Source organism: Spirillospora sp. NBC_01491 (assembly GCF_036227065.1).
Lineage (GTDB): Bacteria > Actinomycetota > Actinomycetes > Streptosporangiales > Streptosporangiaceae > Spirillospora > Spirillospora xylanilytica.
The window spans coordinates 2,347,004-2,365,124 of record NZ_CP109432.1; the positions used below are offsets into that span (position 1 = coordinate 2,347,004).

Consider the following 18,121-nt stretch of genomic DNA (forward strand, 5'->3'; position numbering starts at 1 on the left):
TCCCTTTGGAGGAGCACATGAACGCCCCGATCCGCCCGTTCACGATCGACGTCCCGCAGGCCGACCTGGACGACCTCAAGGACCGTCTCGTCCGGGCCCGGTGGCCCCGGCAGCTCCCCGGAGAGGGCTGGAGCCGCGGCGTGCCGGTGTCATACCTGAAGGACCTGGCCGAGTACTGGGGCACCGGGTTCGACTGGCGCGCGCAGGAGGCCGCGCTGAACGAGTTCCCGCAGTTCGTGACCGAGATCGACGGGCACGACGTGCACTTCCTGCACGTCCGGTCGCCCGAGCCCGGCGCGCTGCCGCTGATCCTCACGCACGGCTGGCCGAACTCGTTCGTGGAGTTCGCCCGCATGATCGGCCCGCTGACCGATCCGCGGGCGCACGGCGGCGACCCGGAGCAGGCGTTCCATGTGGTGGTGCCGTCGATCCCGGGGTTCGGGTTCTCCGCGGCGCCGCGCGGCACGGGGTGGGACGCCGCGCGGGTGGCGCAGATGTGGGCGGAGCTGATGGGCCGCCTCGGGTACGGCCGGTACGGGGCCGAGGGCGGCGACTTCGGCGCCTACGTCGCGCCCGAGCTGGCGAAGGCCGCTCCGGACAGCGTGGTCGGCGTGTACGTCATCAGCGGGCTCGGCATGCCCAGCGAGAAGGACGTCCCCGACATGACGCCGGAGGAGTTCGCGCACTACGAGCTGATGCAGCAGTGGACGACCGGCGGGGTCGACCACCACGCCCTCCAGCGGTCGGCGCCGCAGACCTTCGCCTACGGCTGGAACGACTCCCCGGTCGCGGCGCTCGCGTGGATGATGCAGAAGTTCGAGGACTTCAACTCCACCGGGACGACGCCGGAGCAGGCGATCGACCGCGACCTGATCCTCACCAACGTGAGCCTCTACTGGTTCACCGGGACGTTCGGGTCGGCCGCGTGGCCCTACTACGAGAACACCGCCGAGTTCGCCTGGCCGGCGGGGCAGCACGACGCGCCGACCGGCCTCTACAGCGGCCCGCCCGGGATCCGGCGGCTCGCCGAGCGCGACAGCACCATCGTCCACTGGCCGGAGGCCAACCCCGGCGGCCACCACTTCGTGGCGATGGAGGAGCCGGAGGCCGTCGCCGCCGACCTCCGGACGTTCTTCGGCCTCGTCCGCGATTGAGGTACGGGCGCAGCGGCCGGGACTCCGGACACGGTCGGTGAACGGATGATCCCGTTTTGGCCTCCCACTGTGGGAGGAACCGGCATAATCCCGCGAATGTCGATGCCGCTTCCGCTGAGATTCACGAGTGACGACGTCCAGGTGCTCATCGGGGCGGACGACGGTTTCGCGCCACTGCGCGCCTTCTTCCTGCACGACCTCGGCGCGGACCTCACCTCGATCGCCACCACCAAGACGCGGCTCGGCGGCGACCCGTTCACCCCCTGGGACGCGCTCTACCGGCGGCACCGGCTCGGCTACGACGGCTCGGCGGTGCGGGTCGAGCCGCTCGACGGCGGGACCGCGTGCGAGCTGCATCCGGCGACGTTCTCGGCGTGTCTGGAGGGCTATCTCGGCGAGCTCCAGGTCGTCCAGCACCGGCGGACGATGGAGCGGATCGAGCGCGAGGGGGCGGGCACCGCGCGGTTCACCCCGACCCGCGCGCTGCCGGTGTCGTTCCACACGGTGGCGCCCGGCCAGGTGCTGTGCCTGCCCGAGCCGGGGAACGAGATCCTCGCGGGCCTGTTCGGCGGCGGCGCGGAGATGACGATGACGGTGGGCTGGCTGCTGGCCGAGCTGGACGCGCCGGGCGCCCGGCCGGCCTGGCCGGGCCGGTTCTACCAGGTCGAGGTGGACGGGGACGTGGCCGCCGTCGAGGCGTTCGACGGCGCGCGGCAGACCCTCGACACCGAGACGTTCCGGCAGGCGCTGGCCTCGTACCAGCAGGCGCTCATCGACTCGCACCACGACGCCCGGCCCGCCGCCCCCGGCCCGGACGCGCAGGACGACCCGCCCGCCGAGCCCGCCGGGGACCCGGTCGCGCGCACGCTCGGCCTGGGCGGCTCGTCCCCGACGGCGATGGGCTGGGGGCTCGTCCGGACGGACCCGGCCATGCTGGCCGAGACGGCCGGGCTGAGCCCGCACTCGCGTTCCTGCGTGCCCCGAGGCGCCGCGGCCACCGGCACCGGCGCGTACTGGGCCGACCTCGCGGTGCCGGGCCCCGGCGCCGGACGGCCGCGCGGCGGCACCAAGACGTTCCTGCCGCCGCGCATCGGCGGGGCCGCGGCGATGGCCGCGATGACGCGGGCGCTGACGACGTCGGCGCGTCCGGTCGCCGGGATCCCGGGCGCGTGGAGCGGAATGATCGAGGACGTCCCGGTGCACGGCTACCTGGCCCGGGACCGGGCCGGGGCGCTCCCGGTCGCCGGGGACGAGGCGGGCGCCGTGGCGGCGACCGTCGAGGTCTTCTTCCCGGTGCTCTACGACACCGGCGTCGACCCGGAGGTGCTCGCCGCGTTCGCGCGGGACGTCGCCGGATGCCTGGCGCTGACCGGGCACGCGCACGTGCTGACCGCGTTCCTGCTGCACGACGTGCAGAGCCATCTGCATCACATCGAGGTCGTCCAGGCGGCCGGGCCGGGGTGGGAGCACAGCGGGAACGCCTGCCACCTGGTGCTCGGCGCGCGGACGGTGCGGCTGGAGCACCTCTGGCTGCGCGGCGACGCCTGCGAACTGCCGGCCGAGCAGTTCATGAGCCTGCTGGAGGCGTACGCCCACCAGTGCTAACTAACGCGGAACCTACAAGGATTGTAGGTTCCAGATGACCGTGCGCACCGACTCCTGGGGAAGCACCGGTTTCCGCGCAAGGTGAGCACAGCAGGTGTGTGGCCTCCGTGAGCATTCCTCGCCTGCTCAGTAGATGTTCGTCACGGTCAGTGACATCTTGGTGTCGTCTGCCGCTCTGGACGTTGCATCATCTGCGGCACTCGGCCTTGCAGCATCTGGCGGCCGCTGAGCTGCAGGCCAAGTCCCGTCACCAGCACCTGGCGAGCCTGGGCAGCTACGTTCGGCTCGGTGAGCAGACCTACGCTCGGGTCACCGCCGACGCCGATCCCGCTGCCCGTCGCCGCACCCTCTGATCTCGGGCCGCTCTTTCACACGGTCGGCGTGCTTACCACCGGGCCGGCGCCTGCACTGGGACTCGGTGCGCTGATGGCGTTGGCGGTCAACGCTTCGAAGTGGTGTTTGAGAGCGGTCATCTTCTCCAAGTACCGCGCCGCCATCTGTAGGTGGGTGTAGGCGGTGTTCTCGTCGACGTTGCGGCCGGTGGGGTGTCCGGCGTCGTTGCGGGTGACGCGCAGCAGGTCGGCGACGGCATCCATCGTCAGGTTGTCGCCGAGGTCGTCGGGCAGCTTGGGGCGCACTGGCTCCAGGCGCTTGCGCAGTTCCAGGAAGCGAGTGTGCTGGGACTGCTTGGGGTTGTTCAAGGCCTGTTTCAGCTTGTCGGCGGTGCCCCCCAGTTCGGGGACGGAGTCGAAGGCGGCGACCACACTGTTTGCCAGGCCGATGAAGACCTGCTCGGAGGCCACTCCCAGCATTACTGAACTGGCCAGAAAGCACCGGGCGTTGAACGCTCCCAGGGCTTCCTGGACGTAACGCAGGGCGACGGGGTCGAGGCCGGGGATCTGGTGGCGCAGCCGGGTCAGGTAGCCCTCGGGGTCGTAGGGCTCCCAGGGGCCGCCCGTGGCGGCGGCCCGGCCGCGTTCGGACAGCCTCCATCGCCAGTTGTCGGTGCTGGATCCCTGGCCGTTGGGGTCCAGGTAGATCAAACCGTCGGCGGTCATTCCCCACAGCACTTCCCATGCCTTGGTCATGCTGCCGCCGACCAGGGTTCGGACCGTCGAGGGCAGGTACGACTGGGCGAAGCGGGCGTCGATGCCGGGGGAGGCCAAAAGCTTCAGCACTTCGCTACGGACGTCCATAGATCGAGCGTAGGGAATGGCGGACTCCCTACGCAGCGCATTATCGCCCTGAGCAGGGCTACCGGCGCACAAATCGCTCAAGATCAGTGGCGAACCGGATCAACTTCCAGGCGGCCGCCGGATGCCGCGGCCGGGCGGCGCTCACGCCCGCGCCGGGCCTCAGTGGCAGGTCCCCTGGCGGTTGGCGGGTGAGGGGTCAGGCGGTGAGTTCGGAGGCGAGCTTTTCGATTCGGGTGCGGATCTGGTCGCGGATGGGGCGGACGGCGTCGACGCCTTGGCCGGCGGGGTCGTCGAGTTGCCAGTCGAGGTAGCGCTTGCCGGGGAAGACCGGGCAGGTGTCGCCGCAGCCCATGGTGATGACGACGTCGGAGGCTTGCACGGCGTCGGTGGTGAGGACTTTGGGGATCTCGGCGGAGATGTCGATGTCCTCTTCGGCCATCGCCTCCACCACGGCGTGGTTGATCTGGTCGGCGGGCTGCGATCCGGCGGAGCGGACTTCGATGGCGCCGCCCGCGAGGTGGGTCAGGTAGGCGGCGGCCATCTGGGAACGTCCGGCGTTGTGCACGCAGACGAAAAGGACACTGGGCTTGTCGGTCATCGGGTTCCCTCACTGGTGAGTGTGGTGAGCAGGTCGGTGACGAGGAGGTCGAGTTCGTCGCGGATGCGGCGCACCTCGGTGAGAGGGCGTCCAGTGGGGTCGAGGACGGCCCAGTCCAGGTAGCGGGTGTGCGGGACCACCGGGCAGGCGCCGCCGCAGCCCAGGGTGATGACCACGTCGGCGGCGGCGACCAGTTCGTCGGTGAGCGGCTTGGGGAACTCGGCGGACATGTCGACGCCGATCTCGTCCATGACCCGCACGATGGCCAGTTCCAGTTCGCCGGCGGGGTTGATCCCGGCCGAGCGGGCGTGCACCGTGCCGGAGCCGCGTGCCAGCGCCAGCGCGGCGGCCATCTGCGAGCGCCCCGCGTTGGCGTCGCAGACGAACAGCACTTCGGGGACTGGCGTGCCAAGGCGGCCCTCGGCTTGCGCGAGGGCGGTGAGGCGCTCGGTGGCAGCCGTTCGGCCATCACCACCAGGTGGTCACGCACCCGGGACGAGGCGGCCAGTCGCTGGTAGGAGTCGATGACCAGCCGCCGGACGGTCTCGGCCGAGACCAAGCCGTGAAAGCGGTCGGCTAGCCGGGCTGTGATTCTGTCGAACACCGCCTGATCGGCTGCGGCATCCATCACGATCGCGACCCGTGGCCGGAGCCATCGTCACAGGTGTCGTTCGCCGGTGCAGCCGAGGGGGCGGCAGGACGCGGATAGCGGCGGCGCAGCCACAGCGAGACGTACACCAGGGCGACCAGGACGGGGACCTCGATGAGGGGGCCGACGATCCCGGACAGGGCTTGGCCGGAGGTGACGCCGAAGGTCCCGATGGCCACGGCGATGGCGAGTTCGAAGTTGTTGCCCGCCGCGGTGAATGCAAGGGTCGCGGTCCGCTCGTAGGGCAGGCGGACGGCGCGGCCAAGGGTGAACGAGCCGCCCCACAGCAGCGCGAAGTACACCAGCAGCGGCAGTGCGATGCGTGCGACGTCGGCGGGCTGGGAGGTGATCGTCTTTCCCTGGAGGGCGAACAGGATGACGATGGTGAACAGCAGGCCGTACAGGGCGACGGGCCCGATCCTGGGCAGGAAGCGGTCCTCGTACCAGGTGCGGCCTTTGGTCTTCTCGCCGATCCGCCGGGTCAGGTATCCGGCCAGCAGCGGGATGCCCAGGAACACCAGCACGTTGACGACGATCTTGCCTACGGAGAAGTCGACGTCGTCGGTGGCTAGGCCGAGCCAACCGGGCAGGATCTGCAGGTAGAACCAGCCGAGCGCGCCGAAGGCGATGACCTGGAAGACCGAGTTGAGGGCGACCAGGACGGCGGCGGCCTCACGGTCGCCGCAGGCCAGGTCGTTCCAGATGATGACCATCGCGATGCAGCGGGCCAGGCCGACGATGATGAGGCCGGTGCGGTACTCGGGCAGGTCGGGCAGGAAGATCCAGGCGAGCGCGAACATCACCGCGGGGCCGATGATCCAGTTGATCACCAGCGAGGAGACCATCAGGCGGCGGTCGCCGGTGACCGAATCGAGGCGGTCGTAGCGGACCTTGGCCAGCACCGGGTACATCATCACCAGCAGGCCGAGCGCGATCGGCAGCGAGATGCCGCCTGCCTCGACCTTGGACAGGGCGTCGTTCAGCCCGGGGATGGCCCGTCCCAGGCCGAGCCCGGCGACCATGGCGGCGATGATCCATACGGGCAGGAACCGGTCCAGGGTGGACAGCCCTGCCACCACGGCGGTCTGGCCGGGCCCGGTCCCGGCTAGGGGTGATCCGGCGGGGGTCTGGGTGTCGGTCACGTGCACGGCCTCTTTCGCTGCTGGGTCTGGACCTGGCGGGCGGCGTCGGCCAGGCCGGCCAGCTGGGCGGCCAGGGCGTCGATCGCCTCGGGGCGCAGCCGGTAGTAGGTGAAGCGGCCGCACGGCTCGGTGTCCACCAGCCCCGCCTTGCGCAGGGCGCGCAGGTGGTTGGAGATGTTGGTCTGTTTGGCGCCGGTCTCCTGGACCAGGTGGCAGTTGCACAGCGCCTCGCTCGCGAGCAGCGACACGATCTGCGCTCGGAGCGGGTCGGCCAGCAGCCGCAACACATCAGTCTCAACTGACATCATCATAGAATGATACATTAGCGGGCACTCCGCCCCGTTCGGCGCTGCGCCCGGCGGCAAGGTGAACGGGCGGGATGAGGCGTCAGCGGGGGACGCTGCCGGCGGCGGCCGCGGCGGCCGCCGCCGTGGTGGCGGCCAGAACAGCGAACAGGGCGGGGTAGCCGCCGAGGGCGGTGGCCAGGGCGGCGCCGGCGGCGGGGGCGATGGCTCCGGCGATGGTGACGGGGGCGGACAGGACGCCGGACAGGGAGCCGTAGGCGGCGGTGCCCCAGCGGTCGGAGACGGCGGTGGCCTGCAGCAGGGTGGCGATGCCGCGGGTGGTGCCAGCCAGCACGGCGACGGCGATGAGCAGCGGTATCGGGCCGGGCAGCACTGCCAGCGCGAGGGTGGTGGCGGCGGAGCCGAACAGGATCGCGATGGTGCGGGCGCGGACGCCGGTGCGGCGGGTCAGGGCGCCGTAGCCCAGGCGTCCGGCGACCTGGCCGACACCGCCGAGGCCGAGCGCCCAGGCGGCGATGCCGCTGGAGGCGCCGCGTGCGGTGAGCAGCGGAATGAGGTTGGTCAGCACGGCGTACATCGAGAACGCCGACAACGTCAGCGCGGTGGTCAGCAGCAGGAACGGGGCGCTGCGCACCACCGTGTTCACCGGGGTGTTCACCGGGTCGTTGCTCAGGTCGCCGCCGACGTCACCATCGCCCGCCCAGGGGGTGTCGTGCTCGAACGGCGGTGGCCATGGGCGGCGCAGCGCGAAGTAGTGCAGGGGGATGGTCACCGCGGCCAGGACGGCGGCCAGCACCAGGTAGACGGCCCGCCAGGACATCTGGGCGGCCAGGGCGCTGGTGAGGGGCGCGAAGAGGGTGCTGGCCAGGCCCGCGACGAGCGTGAGGGTGGTCAGGGCACTTAGGTGGCGCGGCGCGTAGTAGCGGGTGAGGGCGGCGAACGCGGGCTGGTAGAGCACCGCGGTCATCGCGGCCCCGGCCAGCAGCCACGCGGCCACGAACCAGCCCAGGTTCGGGGCGGCCGCCATCGCCAGGACGGCCAGGACGCCCAGCACCGAGCCGCCGGTCATCAGGCCGCGGGGGCCGTGCCGGTCCAGGGCGCGGCCGAGAGGGATACCGCCGAGGGCGGCCAGGACCAGCGCGGCGGAGAACGCCGCGGTGACGGTGCCGGTGGGCCAGCCGGTGTCGCGGCTGATGCCGGCGGCCAGGACCGGGAAGGCGTAGTAGAGCACGCCCCAGCTGGTGATCTCGGTGACGCACAGCGCGAGCAGCGGAACGCGGGAGGCGACACCGGCGCCGGCGGTGGGGTGGTCCGCCGCCGGCACCGGGATGGAGGATTCGCGGCTCACCGGGTCAGTTGTCGCCTCGATCGGCGTCGCCGGAGTAGCCGTGCACGCGCCCGGTCGCGAAACCCGCTCCGGCGGGGGCGCCGACGCTGACCGGCTGGGGCGCCGACCCGCCGCAGCAGGAGCCGCCGTCGGCTTCGCTCACGGCCACCGTGAGGGGAATCTGCTCGGGCTCGGCGCCGCAGGACGAGCCGCACCCGCCATCGGCGGCGATACGGGATGTGCTGTCGGGGGCGCCGGGGAGCTGGTCTTCGGTGACCAGGTCGGTGGAGCAGACGCCGGTCTCGGGCAGGTCGAGTTCGACGGCGTCGGCTGCGGCCCGGTCTCCGGCCAGGGCGGCGACCACGGAGCGGACCTGCTCGTAGCCGGTGGCCATCAGGAAGGTGGGGGCGCGGCCGTAGCTCTTCATTCCGGCGATGTAGAAGCCGGTCTCGGGGTGGGCGAGGTCGCGTTCGCCGTGCGGGGGGACGGTGCCGCAGGAGTGGAAGTTGGGGTCGATCATCGGCGCGAGCCGGACCGGTGCCTCGGTGGCGGGGTCGAGCTCGACGCGGACCTCGCGGAGCATGTCCAGGTCGGGCCGGAACCCGGTGGCCGCCACCACGATATCGGCGTCGATGGTCTGTGCGCCGTCCGGGGCGGCGCCGGTGCCGGTGCCGGTGACCTGGACGGGCCCGGCGGCCGGGCCCCCTGCGGGGGCATGGAAGCCGGTGACGGTGAAGCCGCGCACCAGCTCGATCTCACCGGCGTCGACGGCGGCCTTGAGGCGAGTGCCGAGCGCGCCGCGGGCGGGGAGGCCGTCGGCGTCGCCGCCGCCGTACAGGCGGGCGACCGAGGCGCCGCGCACGGCCCAGGCGATGTGGGTGCCGGGCGCGGTCTTGGCGAGCTCGGCCAGCGCGAGCAGCGTGTTGGCCGCCGAGTGGCCCATCCCGACGACCAAGATGTGCTTACCGGCGAAGCGGTCGTGGTCACGGCCCAGCACGTCCGGCAGCGGCCCGGCCAGGTAATCGGCGGCCTGGTCCTCGCCTGGAGCGGGCAGCCCGGAGTGGCCGAGCGGGTTGCTGCGCCCCCAGGTGCCCGAGGCGTCGATGACTGCGCGAGCAGTCAGGTCGGTGACGGCGCCGTCCGGGCCGACGGTGCGGACCAGCAGCGGCTGCTGGTCGCGGCCGACGGTTCGGGTGACGTCCACGCCGCGACGGGCGACGGCGATCACGCGGGTGCCGGTACGGATCCGCCCGGCCAGCTGCGGCACCCGCGCCAGCGGGGCCAGGTAGTCGCGGACCAGCTCGGCGCCGGTGGGCAGCGCCTCCGGATCGGGCAGTGTCCATCCGGTGGGCTCCAGAAGGCGGCGGGCGGCGGCGTCGGTGTCGTACCGCCACGGCGAGAACAGCCGGACGTGCCCCCATTCGGAGATCGCCGCCCCGGCGTCCTCGCCGGCCTCCAGGACCACGAAGTCCAGGCCGCGTTCGGCCAGATGAGCGGCGGCGGCCAGCCCGACCGGCCCCGCCCCGATGACCACCACCGGCAGGTCGCCGGAGTCAGCCCCCTCGACACAGCCGCACCCGGCGCTGGTCTTGGCCTGGGTCACGGTGACCGCCGGGTCCAGCGGCCGCTCGGTCTCGGTGCAGCAGCTGCCCGCCGCCTGCCCGGGCGCCGACTCCGGCGCCTGCTCGGCGGGCTCCTGGGACCGGTCGTTCTCGCTCATGATCTCTCCTCGCTGCGTCGCGTAGGTGGCCTTGCGTAGGTGGGCCCGAGGAACGGGCGGTTCGGGTCAGAGACGGGCGCGGTGGGCGGCGGTGGCGACCCGGTCGCGGTGGGCGGCCGCACGGCAGGCGCTGGTGCAGACCTCCCCCGCTCGTCGCGGAAGGTGACACGCCCGCCGGAGCGTGCGGTGCCGTTGCGTGCGGTGCTGCGCTGAGCGGTGATCCGGGTGAGCGGCGTCTTCATCACGACCCCTTGTTTAGACGTTCTTCGAAGCAGGCGCCAGTTTGCGTCGCTGCATAGATAGATGTCAAATTAGAGCTATGTCTAAGTTGCTGGAGTTGGAAGACGCCACCAACCCGGCGTGCTGCGCACCACTGAGCGGCTCCACCCTGGGCGAGCAGGAGGCCGTCGAGCTGGCCGGGGTGTTCAAGGCGCTGTCGGACCCGGTCCGGCTGCGATTGCTGAACATGATCGCCTCTGCCGAGGGCGGCGAGGCGTGCGTGTGCGACCTGACCGGCTCCTTCGAGCTGACCGCCCCCACCATCTCCCACCACCTGAAGGTGCTGCGCCAAGCCGGGCTGATCGACGGCGAGCGGCGCGGGACCTGGGTGTACTACCGGGCCGTTCCCGAAGCACTGAGCCGCCTGTCGGGCCTGTTCGCCCTGCCCGCGCTCACCCCCGCCTGACCTGCTCGCCTACGGGCGCAGCCCGGTCAGGACGTGGCGGGCGTCGGCGCCGACCCCGCGCAGGGTGGCCGAGGCGAACGAGCGCTGCCACTCCAGCCCGACGTAGCCGAGCCCGGGATGGGTGATGGAGATCCCGCCGCGGTGCCGCGGCATCCCGGCCTGGTCCAGGGCGCCCGGATCGGCGAGGTAGTCCACGCCCGGCCGGTACCCGGTGGCCAGCAGCACCACCTCGACGCGCTCGCGCGTCCCGTCGGCCCACACCACGTGGTCGCCCTCCAGGTGGGTGAACAGGGGGCGCCGGTCGGGGTTGCCGGTGGCGATCGCGTCCCGGTAGGTGCCGGTGTCGAACACCGGGGTGCCCTTGCCACCGGTCAGCAGCCGGCGCGCCCACCCGGCGGCGTCAAGGCCGGTGCGCTGCAGCCACAGGTGCATGTCGACGCCGGCGACGCGCTGCGGCATGAACCGCAGCGGGTGCCGGGTGGCCAGGGTGACCCGACAGTGGCCGGCCAGCTCGATGGCGATCTGCACCGCCGAGTTCCCGCCGCCCACGATCACCACCCGCCCCCCGGCGAACTCGCCGGGCCGCCGGTACTGCGAGGAGTGCAGCACCGTGCCGGTGAACGAGTCCAGCCCGGGCACGTCGGGGCGGTGCGGGCGGCTGAACGCGCCCGTCGCGGCGATCACCGCCGGGGCGGTGAAGCTCTCCCCGCTCTCGACCGCGACCTCCAAGGCCCGCCCGGGCCTCGCGCCCGCCCCCACGCCGGCGGCGACCTTGACCACGCGGTGGCCGGTGCGGATGTCGGCGTCCAGGCGTTCGGCGTAGCCAGCCAGGTAGGCGATGACCTCATCGCGGGTCGGGTAGCCGTCCGGGTCGCCGGGGAAGGGAGCGCCGGGCAGCGCGCTGCGGCGGGCCGGAGAGAACAGGGCGAGGCTGTCGTAGTAGTGCGGCCACGACCCGGCCGCCGACCGGGCGGCCTCCAGGACCAGCGGGGTGAGTCCGAGGTCGAGGGCGACGCGGGCGGTGGCCAGACCGGCCTGCCCGCCCCCGATGATGATGGTGTCGAAACGGTGGGGCATGCCCACAACATAACATCGTTTCATGAAATGTTAATATGTCAGGGTGGGGATGAAGGAGGAACCGGTGTCGGACCAGGCCACGGACAGCTCGCGTGAAGCACGGCAGCTCGGCTGCGGGGCCGTGGTGGAGCCGCCGAGCGAGAAGCTGCGCGAGTTCCTCAAGGGGCTGGCCAGCCAGCAGCGGCAGCAGATGCTGGAGCTGTTCGCCGGTGGTGTCGAGTTGACCGTCGGGACCGTCGCCGAGCGCCTGGGCATCGGCCAGTCCGGCGCCTCCCAGCAGCTCGCCCTGCTGCGCCGCGGCGGCCTGCTCACCTCCCGCAAGGACGGCAAACAGGTCCGCTACCGCGCCGACACCCTCGCGGTCGAGCGGTCCCTCACCGAGCTGCAGAACTACCTGCGGACCTGCTGCCCGCCCAACCTCACCGGTGACGGCTGACGCTGGCCCGCCAGACCTCCCACCAGGCCGGCCCAGGCTCAGAACAGGGTGTCGCGGACGCGCAGGGGCCGGTACCCGCCCGGCCGGGCCAAGCTGGGCGAGCTCGCCCTCGACGTCGATCGAGCCGACTCTTGCTGGAGCGCGAACGCCTCGATCGCCGCGGCGAGCTCGTCGGGTTCAGGAACGCCGTAGTCCGGCTGGTCCGCGCACGGCACAACGACACCCCAGCTCCGATTCGGCCGTCCTCGGCCGAACAGATAGGCACGCCAGAGCCAGTCCTGCGCGGCGTCAGCCCTCAACCGCGCGATCAGTACCCTGCGGTCCACGTGGCGGCCGGCATCCCAACGGCTCGGCGCAGGGACCAGGGTCCATGTGCTGCCCCGCTCCAGTGCCGTTGACGTGCGACAGACCCGGCGGATGGCCTCCACTGCGCGGCGCTCGGCAACTCGGTACCGTAGACCAAACGCGTCAGCCCGCCCGCCGACACGTAAACCGGCCACGGCTCCACCGTCCGCACAGACGCGAGCAACTCGTAGATGGCGCGCTGGATCCTCCCCGGCCCCCTGCTCACCAACACACCGTAAGCGTTGAGCCGCTTCGGCACGCATCACTTCAACACTTAAACGAGCCGACAACAAAAGAGCTACTTGCCTCACGTGCCTCAGCAACATCCAGGCCACTGACCAGCAGAAACCAGCGACACAAGATAAGGCCGGACGCGTTCATGGCGGGTCTGCCCGGTGAGCGCGAAAAAGTGGGCATCGGCGGGCGCATGGGTCAGAACCTCCATACTGTCCCCTCCATCGACCGGCATCGCCGAAGGCCAACGCTTAGATGACAGCGTGAGCATCGATGCGGGCACCGCCCCCACACTGTCCACAGCCGAAACCCCTGCTTGCCGGCCAGCACGGCTCAAGATCCATTGCCCCTTGTGGGCTTGCCTGGTATGCCCCCATCCAGGGAGTTCAGCAGCCGAACGGCCTCGTCGAGGAATCGCCTGCCGGACGGGGTGAGTCTCATGGGAGTCGTCGAAGCAAGCAGTGGCGATCCTGTCGCCTTGGCCAGGGTTCGGATCTGGCCGCGCAGGGAGTTGGGGGCGATGCCCAGTGCGGTTGCGGCCCGGCTGAGGTCGGTGCTCATCGACAGCGCGACCAGGGATCGCAGCCGCCGGATGCTGTTGGGGGTGGCGATTGTGGTGAGCATCGCCGGCGACAGATCGGGCAGGGGATCCAGGTGCGCGAACGGGTTGGAGACCGGGTTCCCCGCCCGGAGCACGATCCCCCAATCCCTGGCCATCTTGCGCATGGTGTCTGGATGGCATCGGGCCTGGTCTGCCAGGTCGGACAGGCTCCGCAGCTTGACCAGGTACTCGTGCTCGACCCACTCGCGGGAGATGCGGTGGCGGGTGGCTTGCGCGTACGTGCGTCGCTCGACGCCGGCCTCGGCCATCGCGCGCAGGACCGTGGTGTTGCTGCATCCGGCCAGAGCCGCGATCTGCGCCGGGGTCAGCCGCTGGCGCAGGTGGAGATGGTGCAGGCTTTGTGGTGACAGGACGCCCCGCCGCGGAATGCGCCGGCCGCCTTTGGGCGCCGGGAAGTGCGCAGGTCGCGGTTTCGCGTCGGTGATGTCGGCGTAGAGCCGGGTCTGCTCGCAGGAGAGGGCCAGCTGATCGGCGACGCGAGTCACCAGGTGTCCGGCCCAAAGGAGGGCGACGAACGCTTCACGATCGACGTCCGCGGGATCGGGTCCGGGCCAGCCGGCACCGGGGGGCTCGTGGATCGGGGGTGCCCACTGGACCGGTTCGTCGATGCCGCGGGCGGCAAGGGCGCCGGCGGCCTGGTCGAGCAGCCACCCCCGCAAGCTGCGCGGGATCTGGAATCGCAGGTTGTCTCGCGCGTGGTAGCTGACCCGCTCCGGCAGGAGCGCGGGCGCGCCCAGCAGCAGCGAACGCAGGTACCAGCGCACAAGGGCAAGCCGTGGAGCGCCCCCGGTCCGCCAGCCCTCCGCCCGGCACAGCGCCGTGTAGGCGGCGACGTCGAGGTCAAGATCGCCGCAGGCGAAGGTCTGCCTGCGGCGGGCGTAGTCGATCGGCGGCGCGTGCTGGTCCAGGACGTCGGTCAACTCGATCAGCGCCCAGACCACGGCCGTCAGCGCGGGCTCCACCAGCTCTGCCCGGTCGAAGGCCAGGCGGTCCTTGGCCGGGGTTTGATGGCCCAGCAGCGTCGCGGCCCCGCTGTAGTCGAGCTCGGACCCGGGCAGGAGGAGGAACGCGCTGCAGGCCCTGCGGAACCCGTCGGTCGCCGGCGGGCTGGAGATGCGATCGGGCATCAGCCTGATGCTCCACTGGGGCCAGAGCATCCCGGGTATCTTCGCGGCTCGCCCTTGAAGCTGCTCTTTGGTGAGGCGGGCCGGGTGGTCGCGGCCAGGAGCGCGGTCTCTCAACCGCGTCAGCAGCCCGGACTCCGAATCGGCCGAGGCCAGTGCGAGCTGCCTTGGGCTGGCCCCCGCCTTCTTCCAGGTTTTGGCGCGGGTGTGCGGGTCCTTGGTCGAGGGGGCCCGCGCCTGGTCGACGCGCAGGATCCACTCCAGCAGGTCACGAGCCTGGGCGTCCGCGCGAGAGCGTGCGATGCGGCCGAGCACTGTACCGACCGCGGTGCTGGAGATCGCGGTGCTGGAGGGGGTGTTGGGCACCCGCCCTGGTTCGAGTGGCGACCCCTGCCACTCGCTCAGGACCTCGTGCACCACTGGAGGCGCTGTGGGCAGGTGGTCCGGCAGGCCGTGCAGCGATCGACGTCCCAGCGCGTAGATCTCTCGCAGGTGGAGCTCGGCGGCGGTGCGGTCGTGCCGCTGGCCCTGCGTGAGGATCTGGTTGACCGCCCGCTGAGCCTGCACGATCAGGCCCCTCGCGGGCAGCCCCGGAGCCGCGGCCTGGGGCAGGGGGAAGTCGCAGGGGACACGGTCTCGCCGGCCACCCGGGGCCTGGGCGTGCACGCCGTTGGCGCACTGTCCCGGCCGGGAGGGACCGCCGAATCTGCTGCCGGAGATCCTGGGGGGCTTGTGACAGGCCGGGCACTGCCCGATGAGCTGGCAGTTGTGCCGCAGGCAGCAGAACGTCCACGGCAGGCGCCAGGCCAGCAGCCACCGTCCCCCGTTGTCGTGCAGGCAGCGCGGACAAAAGCGGGTGCTGGCGCCGCCCGAACGCCAGCTCGGAGGCGCCTTCATCGCGCGGCGGTCGGGATGGAGCCGAACCGCCATCTGATCGAAAGGCTCCAGCGTCAACGACCTCAGCACCGACTCCTGAACCCCGGCGACCGCACTGAGTCGCCGTGCCTCCTGTGCGTGGAGCCGGATCGTCATCTTGCCGACCCTGGCCTGCGGCAACTCCACGAATCGAAGGAAGTGAAAGGCGGTGATCCTCAGCCTTCGGGCGTAGGCCTCGATCCAGCTGTCCAGAGCCTCACCGGGCAGCGGCGGACAGGCGATGGGGATCCGCTCGGTGGCCCACCTCTGCCTCACGCCGACCGTCTCCCGGTGACCGACCGGGACCTGGGCTTGGAGGTGAGCAGGCCCGCGTCGATCGCGGCCTTCAGGTCCAGCCGGGCCTCCTCGGCGGCCGCATCGTTCTTGACACCGTCCATGAGTTCCTCGTCCAAGCGCTCATGGCCAGTGCGGATCGCCCGGTAGCAGCCCCGGTTGACCAGCGCCATCAGTGAGGCGAAATGCCCGCTGGAGCGGACCCAGAAATAATCGGCGAGATCATCGGCCAGCATGCCCGGGTACTTGTCGGCCAAGACCAGCTTCTTCTCGATCGTCAGCAGCACCTGGCGGAACTCCCGCCGCCCCTGCTCGTCCTCGACCTGGAACGGAAGCAGAGTCAACGCCGTCGTGCGGCGGCCGAACTGGGCGTGCAGCGACTTCCTCAGCGAGCGCACCGGTCACGCTGATCTACGTCGGTGTCGGAGTACAGGAGCGAGGGGTCCTGAGCGAGGGGACCGCAGGATCCATGTCGGCCAAAAGCAACCGGGCCAACTCGAGCCGACTCTCATAGACGACAGGCATCGTCGCCGACGCATATCGACCCGAATAGTGTGCCTGGCCGTGAACAGAACGAATGCTCCTCCAAGGTATCGAAGCGGCGAAATCTGCCAACCGCAGGTCCCTGAAGGGGATCTCGCGCACCGAAGCATCGTCGTACCGGATCACCGCCGTGGCCGATTCACGCTTCCCACCGGCCCTTGCTGGGGTCTTCATGGCCATGCAAAGGACAGCAATTACTGAACGTAGTCAGTGCCCACGAACCGCGAAATTGCCCATTCAGTGCCCATCTCAGGCGACCATTGTCCATCGAAACGTGGAACCTACAAGGATGCCCACGGGTGACCGTTACGGCCCTTCGAGGCCGACACAGGTGCCGAACGGGTCGATGAGCTGGCAGATGCGGCGGCTGGGGGCGACCTGAAGAGGTCCGCGGTGGTGAACGGCGCCGGCGTCGAGGAGATGCTTGCGGGCGGCGTCGAGATCGTCGACCGCCCAGTACACGACTGGACTGCGGCCTCGTGGATTGCGTTCGTCGTCGGCCTGATGCCAGCCGTACTCGACACCGGCGACCATGACCCACGCGTACACCGAGTCGCCGTCGACGTCGAGGTTCACCGGGACGTTGAGGACCTCGCCCCACCAGCGCGCCGACGCCTCAGGGTCGACAGCGAACGTCATGACCGTACTGACCTGCTGGAACACCGGGCCTCCGGATCGCGGAAAGCCCGCACGCTAACACGGCCGCGGCGCCCGCGGCCCGGAGAACACCGGATCAGTCCGCGACTCCGTGCAGAGACCGCAATCCGGTCGCTGCGGCGAACGCCTCGAGCGCCGCCACCAGATCGAGGTCGGCCCAGTGCGCGCCGAGCCGACCGGTCGTCGCGAGGTAGGTGTGCCGCACCCGCCTCGGTGAACTCGCCCACCAGATGCGCCCTCACCTCGGCGACGCCGAAGCGGCCGAGGTCGCCCGCCGGCTCCAGACGGCTTCACGGGCCTAGCGGGCCGCGGGCGCCGGCGAGACTTCGCATTTCATGCTCGTTCACCTGATATACCGGCCGGTTCGATAAAGACGCGCCCAAACGGCGGCCCCGGCTCGGGCTCCGGCGCGCATGGCTTTCTTTGCCGGGCCGGGCCCGGTGGACGGCGGCACGGCGGCCCGTCCGGCGATGTTCCCTGCTCATCACCCCCGACCGACCGTCATTTGGGGGCGATATTCCTGTGGCGCTGTTTTTGCTACCAAAACCCGGGCCGTTTCAATAACTCCATACCTTGGCCAGAGTTTCTCTGGTAACAGGTCGGCGAATCTCACTGTGGTGACTCGTCGAGAGAACATCGCCCCTGCATCGACCTGGAGCATCGAGGGGAACCGTCGCGCGCTCGGCGAACTCGCCTCCCGGGAGAACTTCCCGGTCGCGACGCGGCTGCTGCCCGCCCGGCACCGCGCCGATCTGCGCGCCGTCTACGGGTTCGCCCGCCTCGTCGACGACATCGGCGACGAGGCGCCGCAGGAGGAACGGGCCGGGCTGCTCGACCTGGTGGACGGCGACCTGGACCGGATCTACGGGACCGGGACGCCGCGGCTGCCGCAGTTACGGCGGCTGGCGGCCACCGTCGCCGCCCGCTCCATCCCCGAGACCCCGTTCCGCCGCCTCGTCCAGGCCAACCGCCAGGACCAGGAGGTGCACCGCTACGGGACGTTCGGCGAACTGCTGGAGTACTGCACTCTGTCGGCCGACCCCGTGGGGCGCATCGTCCTGCACGTGTTCGGGGCGGCCAAGCCGGGCCTGCTGGAGTCGTCGGACCGGGTCTGCACCGCGCTCCAGATCATCGAGCACTGCCAGGACGTCGGGGAGGACCACCGGCGCGGCCGGATCTACCTGCCCGCCGACGACCTGCGGCGGTTCGACTGCACCGAGGACGACCTCGCGCGCCCGGTGACGCCCACGCGGCTGCGCGGCGTTCTGGCGCTGGAGGCCGGCCGGGCCCGGGAGCTGCTGGACCGGGGGGCGGAGCCGCTGATCTCGGGCCTGTCGGGGTGGGCGCGGCTCGCCGTGGCGGGCTATGTGGCCGGGGGGCGCGCGGCGTTGGCCGCGCTCGCCCGCGGCCGTTACGACGTGCTCGCGCATCCGCCGCGCCCGCACCGGGCGAGGCTGCTGGCCGGGTGGGCGCGCGCTCTTGGAAGGGGCTGA

The 18,121-nt window shown here is 71.2% G+C and carries 18 protein-coding genes and 1 pseudogene; 5 read left to right on the forward strand and 14 right to left on the reverse strand.

The window, feature by feature from the left end:
• Window positions 1–17: 17 nt before the first annotated feature.
• Window positions 18–1,154, forward strand: coding sequence for an epoxide hydrolase family protein (locus tag OHA34_RS11105; RefSeq protein WP_329521556.1), 1,137 nt, complete (start codon window positions 18–20; stop codon window positions 1,152–1,154).
• 96 nt (window positions 1,155–1,250) lie between these two features.
• Complete coding sequence (locus OHA34_RS11110; RefSeq protein ID WP_285941032.1) at window positions 1,251–2,759, forward strand: hypothetical protein; 1,509 nt, start codon at window positions 1,251–1,253, stop codon at window positions 2,757–2,759.
• 368 nt (window positions 2,760–3,127) lie between these two features.
• Here OHA34_RS11110 and OHA34_RS11115 read toward each other — a convergent pair whose 3' ends face one another.
• The 8 genes and pseudogenes from OHA34_RS11115 to OHA34_RS11145 form a co-directional block, all read right to left on the reverse strand.
• Window positions 3,128–3,955: a hypothetical protein gene (locus OHA34_RS11115; RefSeq protein ID WP_329521557.1), complete on the reverse strand. Its 828-nt coding sequence runs from the start codon at window positions 3,953–3,955 to the stop codon at window positions 3,128–3,130.
• A 196-nt stretch (window positions 3,956–4,151) separates the two neighbouring features.
• Window positions 4,152–4,553, reverse strand: a complete 402-nt coding sequence (locus OHA34_RS11120) for an arsenate reductase ArsC (RefSeq protein ID WP_285941034.1) — start codon at window positions 4,551–4,553, stop codon at window positions 4,152–4,154.
• Entirely contained in the window at window positions 4,550–4,945 is a 396-nt protein-coding gene (locus tag OHA34_RS11125) for an arsenate reductase/protein-tyrosine-phosphatase family protein (RefSeq protein ID WP_329521558.1), read from the reverse strand. Before OHA34_RS11125 ends, OHA34_RS11120 begins: the two co-directional genes overlap by 4 nt.
• 125 nt (window positions 4,946–5,070) lie before the next feature.
• Window positions 5,071–5,181: pseudogene (locus OHA34_RS38475) on the reverse strand (three-helix bundle dimerization domain-containing protein); the annotation flags it as partial.
• Window positions 5,181–6,281, reverse strand: a complete 1,101-nt coding sequence (arsB, locus tag OHA34_RS11130) for an ACR3 family arsenite efflux transporter (protein ID WP_329522395.1) — start codon at window positions 6,279–6,281, stop codon at window positions 5,181–5,183. The gene arsB and the pseudogene OHA34_RS38475, both read right to left, overlap by 1 nt.
• A gap of 59 nt (window positions 6,282–6,340) precedes the next feature.
• Complete coding sequence (locus OHA34_RS11135; protein WP_285941036.1) at window positions 6,341–6,655, reverse strand: ArsR/SmtB family transcription factor; 315 nt, start codon at window positions 6,653–6,655, stop codon at window positions 6,341–6,343.
• A 76-nt stretch (window positions 6,656–6,731) separates the two neighbouring features.
• Complete coding sequence (locus OHA34_RS11140) at window positions 6,732–7,997, reverse strand: MFS transporter (protein WP_285941037.1); 1,266 nt, start codon at window positions 7,995–7,997, stop codon at window positions 6,732–6,734.
• 4 nt (window positions 7,998–8,001) lie between these two features.
• Window positions 8,002–9,696: an FAD-dependent oxidoreductase gene (locus OHA34_RS11145; protein WP_329521559.1), complete on the reverse strand. Its 1,695-nt coding sequence runs from the start codon at window positions 9,694–9,696 to the stop codon at window positions 8,002–8,004.
• 319 nt (window positions 9,697–10,015) lie between these two features.
• Between OHA34_RS11145 and OHA34_RS11150 the strand changes: the two genes are divergently transcribed.
• The gene (locus tag OHA34_RS11150) at window positions 10,016–10,381 is read left to right on the forward strand and encodes an ArsR/SmtB family transcription factor (RefSeq protein WP_285941039.1); all 366 of its coding nucleotides are present in this window, start codon (window positions 10,016–10,018) and stop codon (window positions 10,379–10,381) included.
• A gap of 9 nt (window positions 10,382–10,390) precedes the next feature.
• Here the strand turns inward: OHA34_RS11150 and OHA34_RS11155 are convergent, their stop codons facing one another.
• The gene (locus tag OHA34_RS11155) at window positions 10,391–11,458 is read right to left on the reverse strand and encodes a flavin-containing monooxygenase (RefSeq protein ID WP_329521560.1); all 1,068 of its coding nucleotides are present in this window, start codon (window positions 11,456–11,458) and stop codon (window positions 10,391–10,393) included.
• A gap of 64 nt (window positions 11,459–11,522) precedes the next feature.
• Between OHA34_RS11155 and OHA34_RS11160 the strand changes: the two genes are divergently transcribed.
• The gene (locus OHA34_RS11160) at window positions 11,523–11,894 is read left to right on the forward strand and encodes an ArsR/SmtB family transcription factor (RefSeq protein WP_329521561.1); all 372 of its coding nucleotides are present in this window, start codon (window positions 11,523–11,525) and stop codon (window positions 11,892–11,894) included.
• A gap of 38 nt (window positions 11,895–11,932) precedes the next feature.
• Here OHA34_RS11160 and OHA34_RS11165 read toward each other — a convergent pair whose 3' ends face one another.
• The 5 genes from OHA34_RS11165 to OHA34_RS11185 all read right to left on the reverse strand — a co-directional run bounded on the left by OHA34_RS11165 (window position 11,933) and on the right by OHA34_RS11185 (window position 16,833).
• On the reverse strand, window positions 11,933–12,109 hold the full coding sequence (locus OHA34_RS11165; protein WP_285941042.1) for a hypothetical protein: 177 nt from the start codon (window positions 12,107–12,109) through the stop codon (window positions 11,933–11,935).
• A gap of 697 nt (window positions 12,110–12,806) precedes the next feature.
• Complete coding sequence (locus OHA34_RS11170) at window positions 12,807–15,410, reverse strand: TniQ family protein (RefSeq protein WP_329521562.1); 2,604 nt, start codon at window positions 15,408–15,410, stop codon at window positions 12,807–12,809.
• The gene (locus OHA34_RS11175) at window positions 15,407–15,826 is read right to left on the reverse strand and encodes a hypothetical protein (RefSeq protein WP_285941044.1); all 420 of its coding nucleotides are present in this window, start codon (window positions 15,824–15,826) and stop codon (window positions 15,407–15,409) included. The genes OHA34_RS11170 and OHA34_RS11175 overlap by 4 nt, the downstream gene beginning before the upstream one ends.
• Window positions 15,827–16,277: 451 nt before the next feature.
• Complete coding sequence (locus OHA34_RS11180; RefSeq protein ID WP_329521563.1) at window positions 16,278–16,610, reverse strand: VOC family protein; 333 nt, start codon at window positions 16,608–16,610, stop codon at window positions 16,278–16,280.
• A gap of 94 nt (window positions 16,611–16,704) precedes the next feature.
• Window positions 16,705–16,833 (reverse strand): hypothetical protein, encoded by a 129-nt coding sequence (locus OHA34_RS11185; RefSeq protein WP_285941046.1) that lies wholly within the window; start codon window positions 16,831–16,833, stop codon window positions 16,705–16,707.
• 412 nt (window positions 16,834–17,245) lie between these two features.
• Here OHA34_RS11185 and hpnC point away from each other — a divergent pair, with 412 nt between their 5' ends.
• The gene (gene hpnC, locus OHA34_RS11190; protein ID WP_329521564.1) at window positions 17,246–18,121 is read left to right on the forward strand and encodes a squalene synthase HpnC; all 876 of its coding nucleotides are present in this window, start codon (window positions 17,246–17,248) and stop codon (window positions 18,119–18,121) included.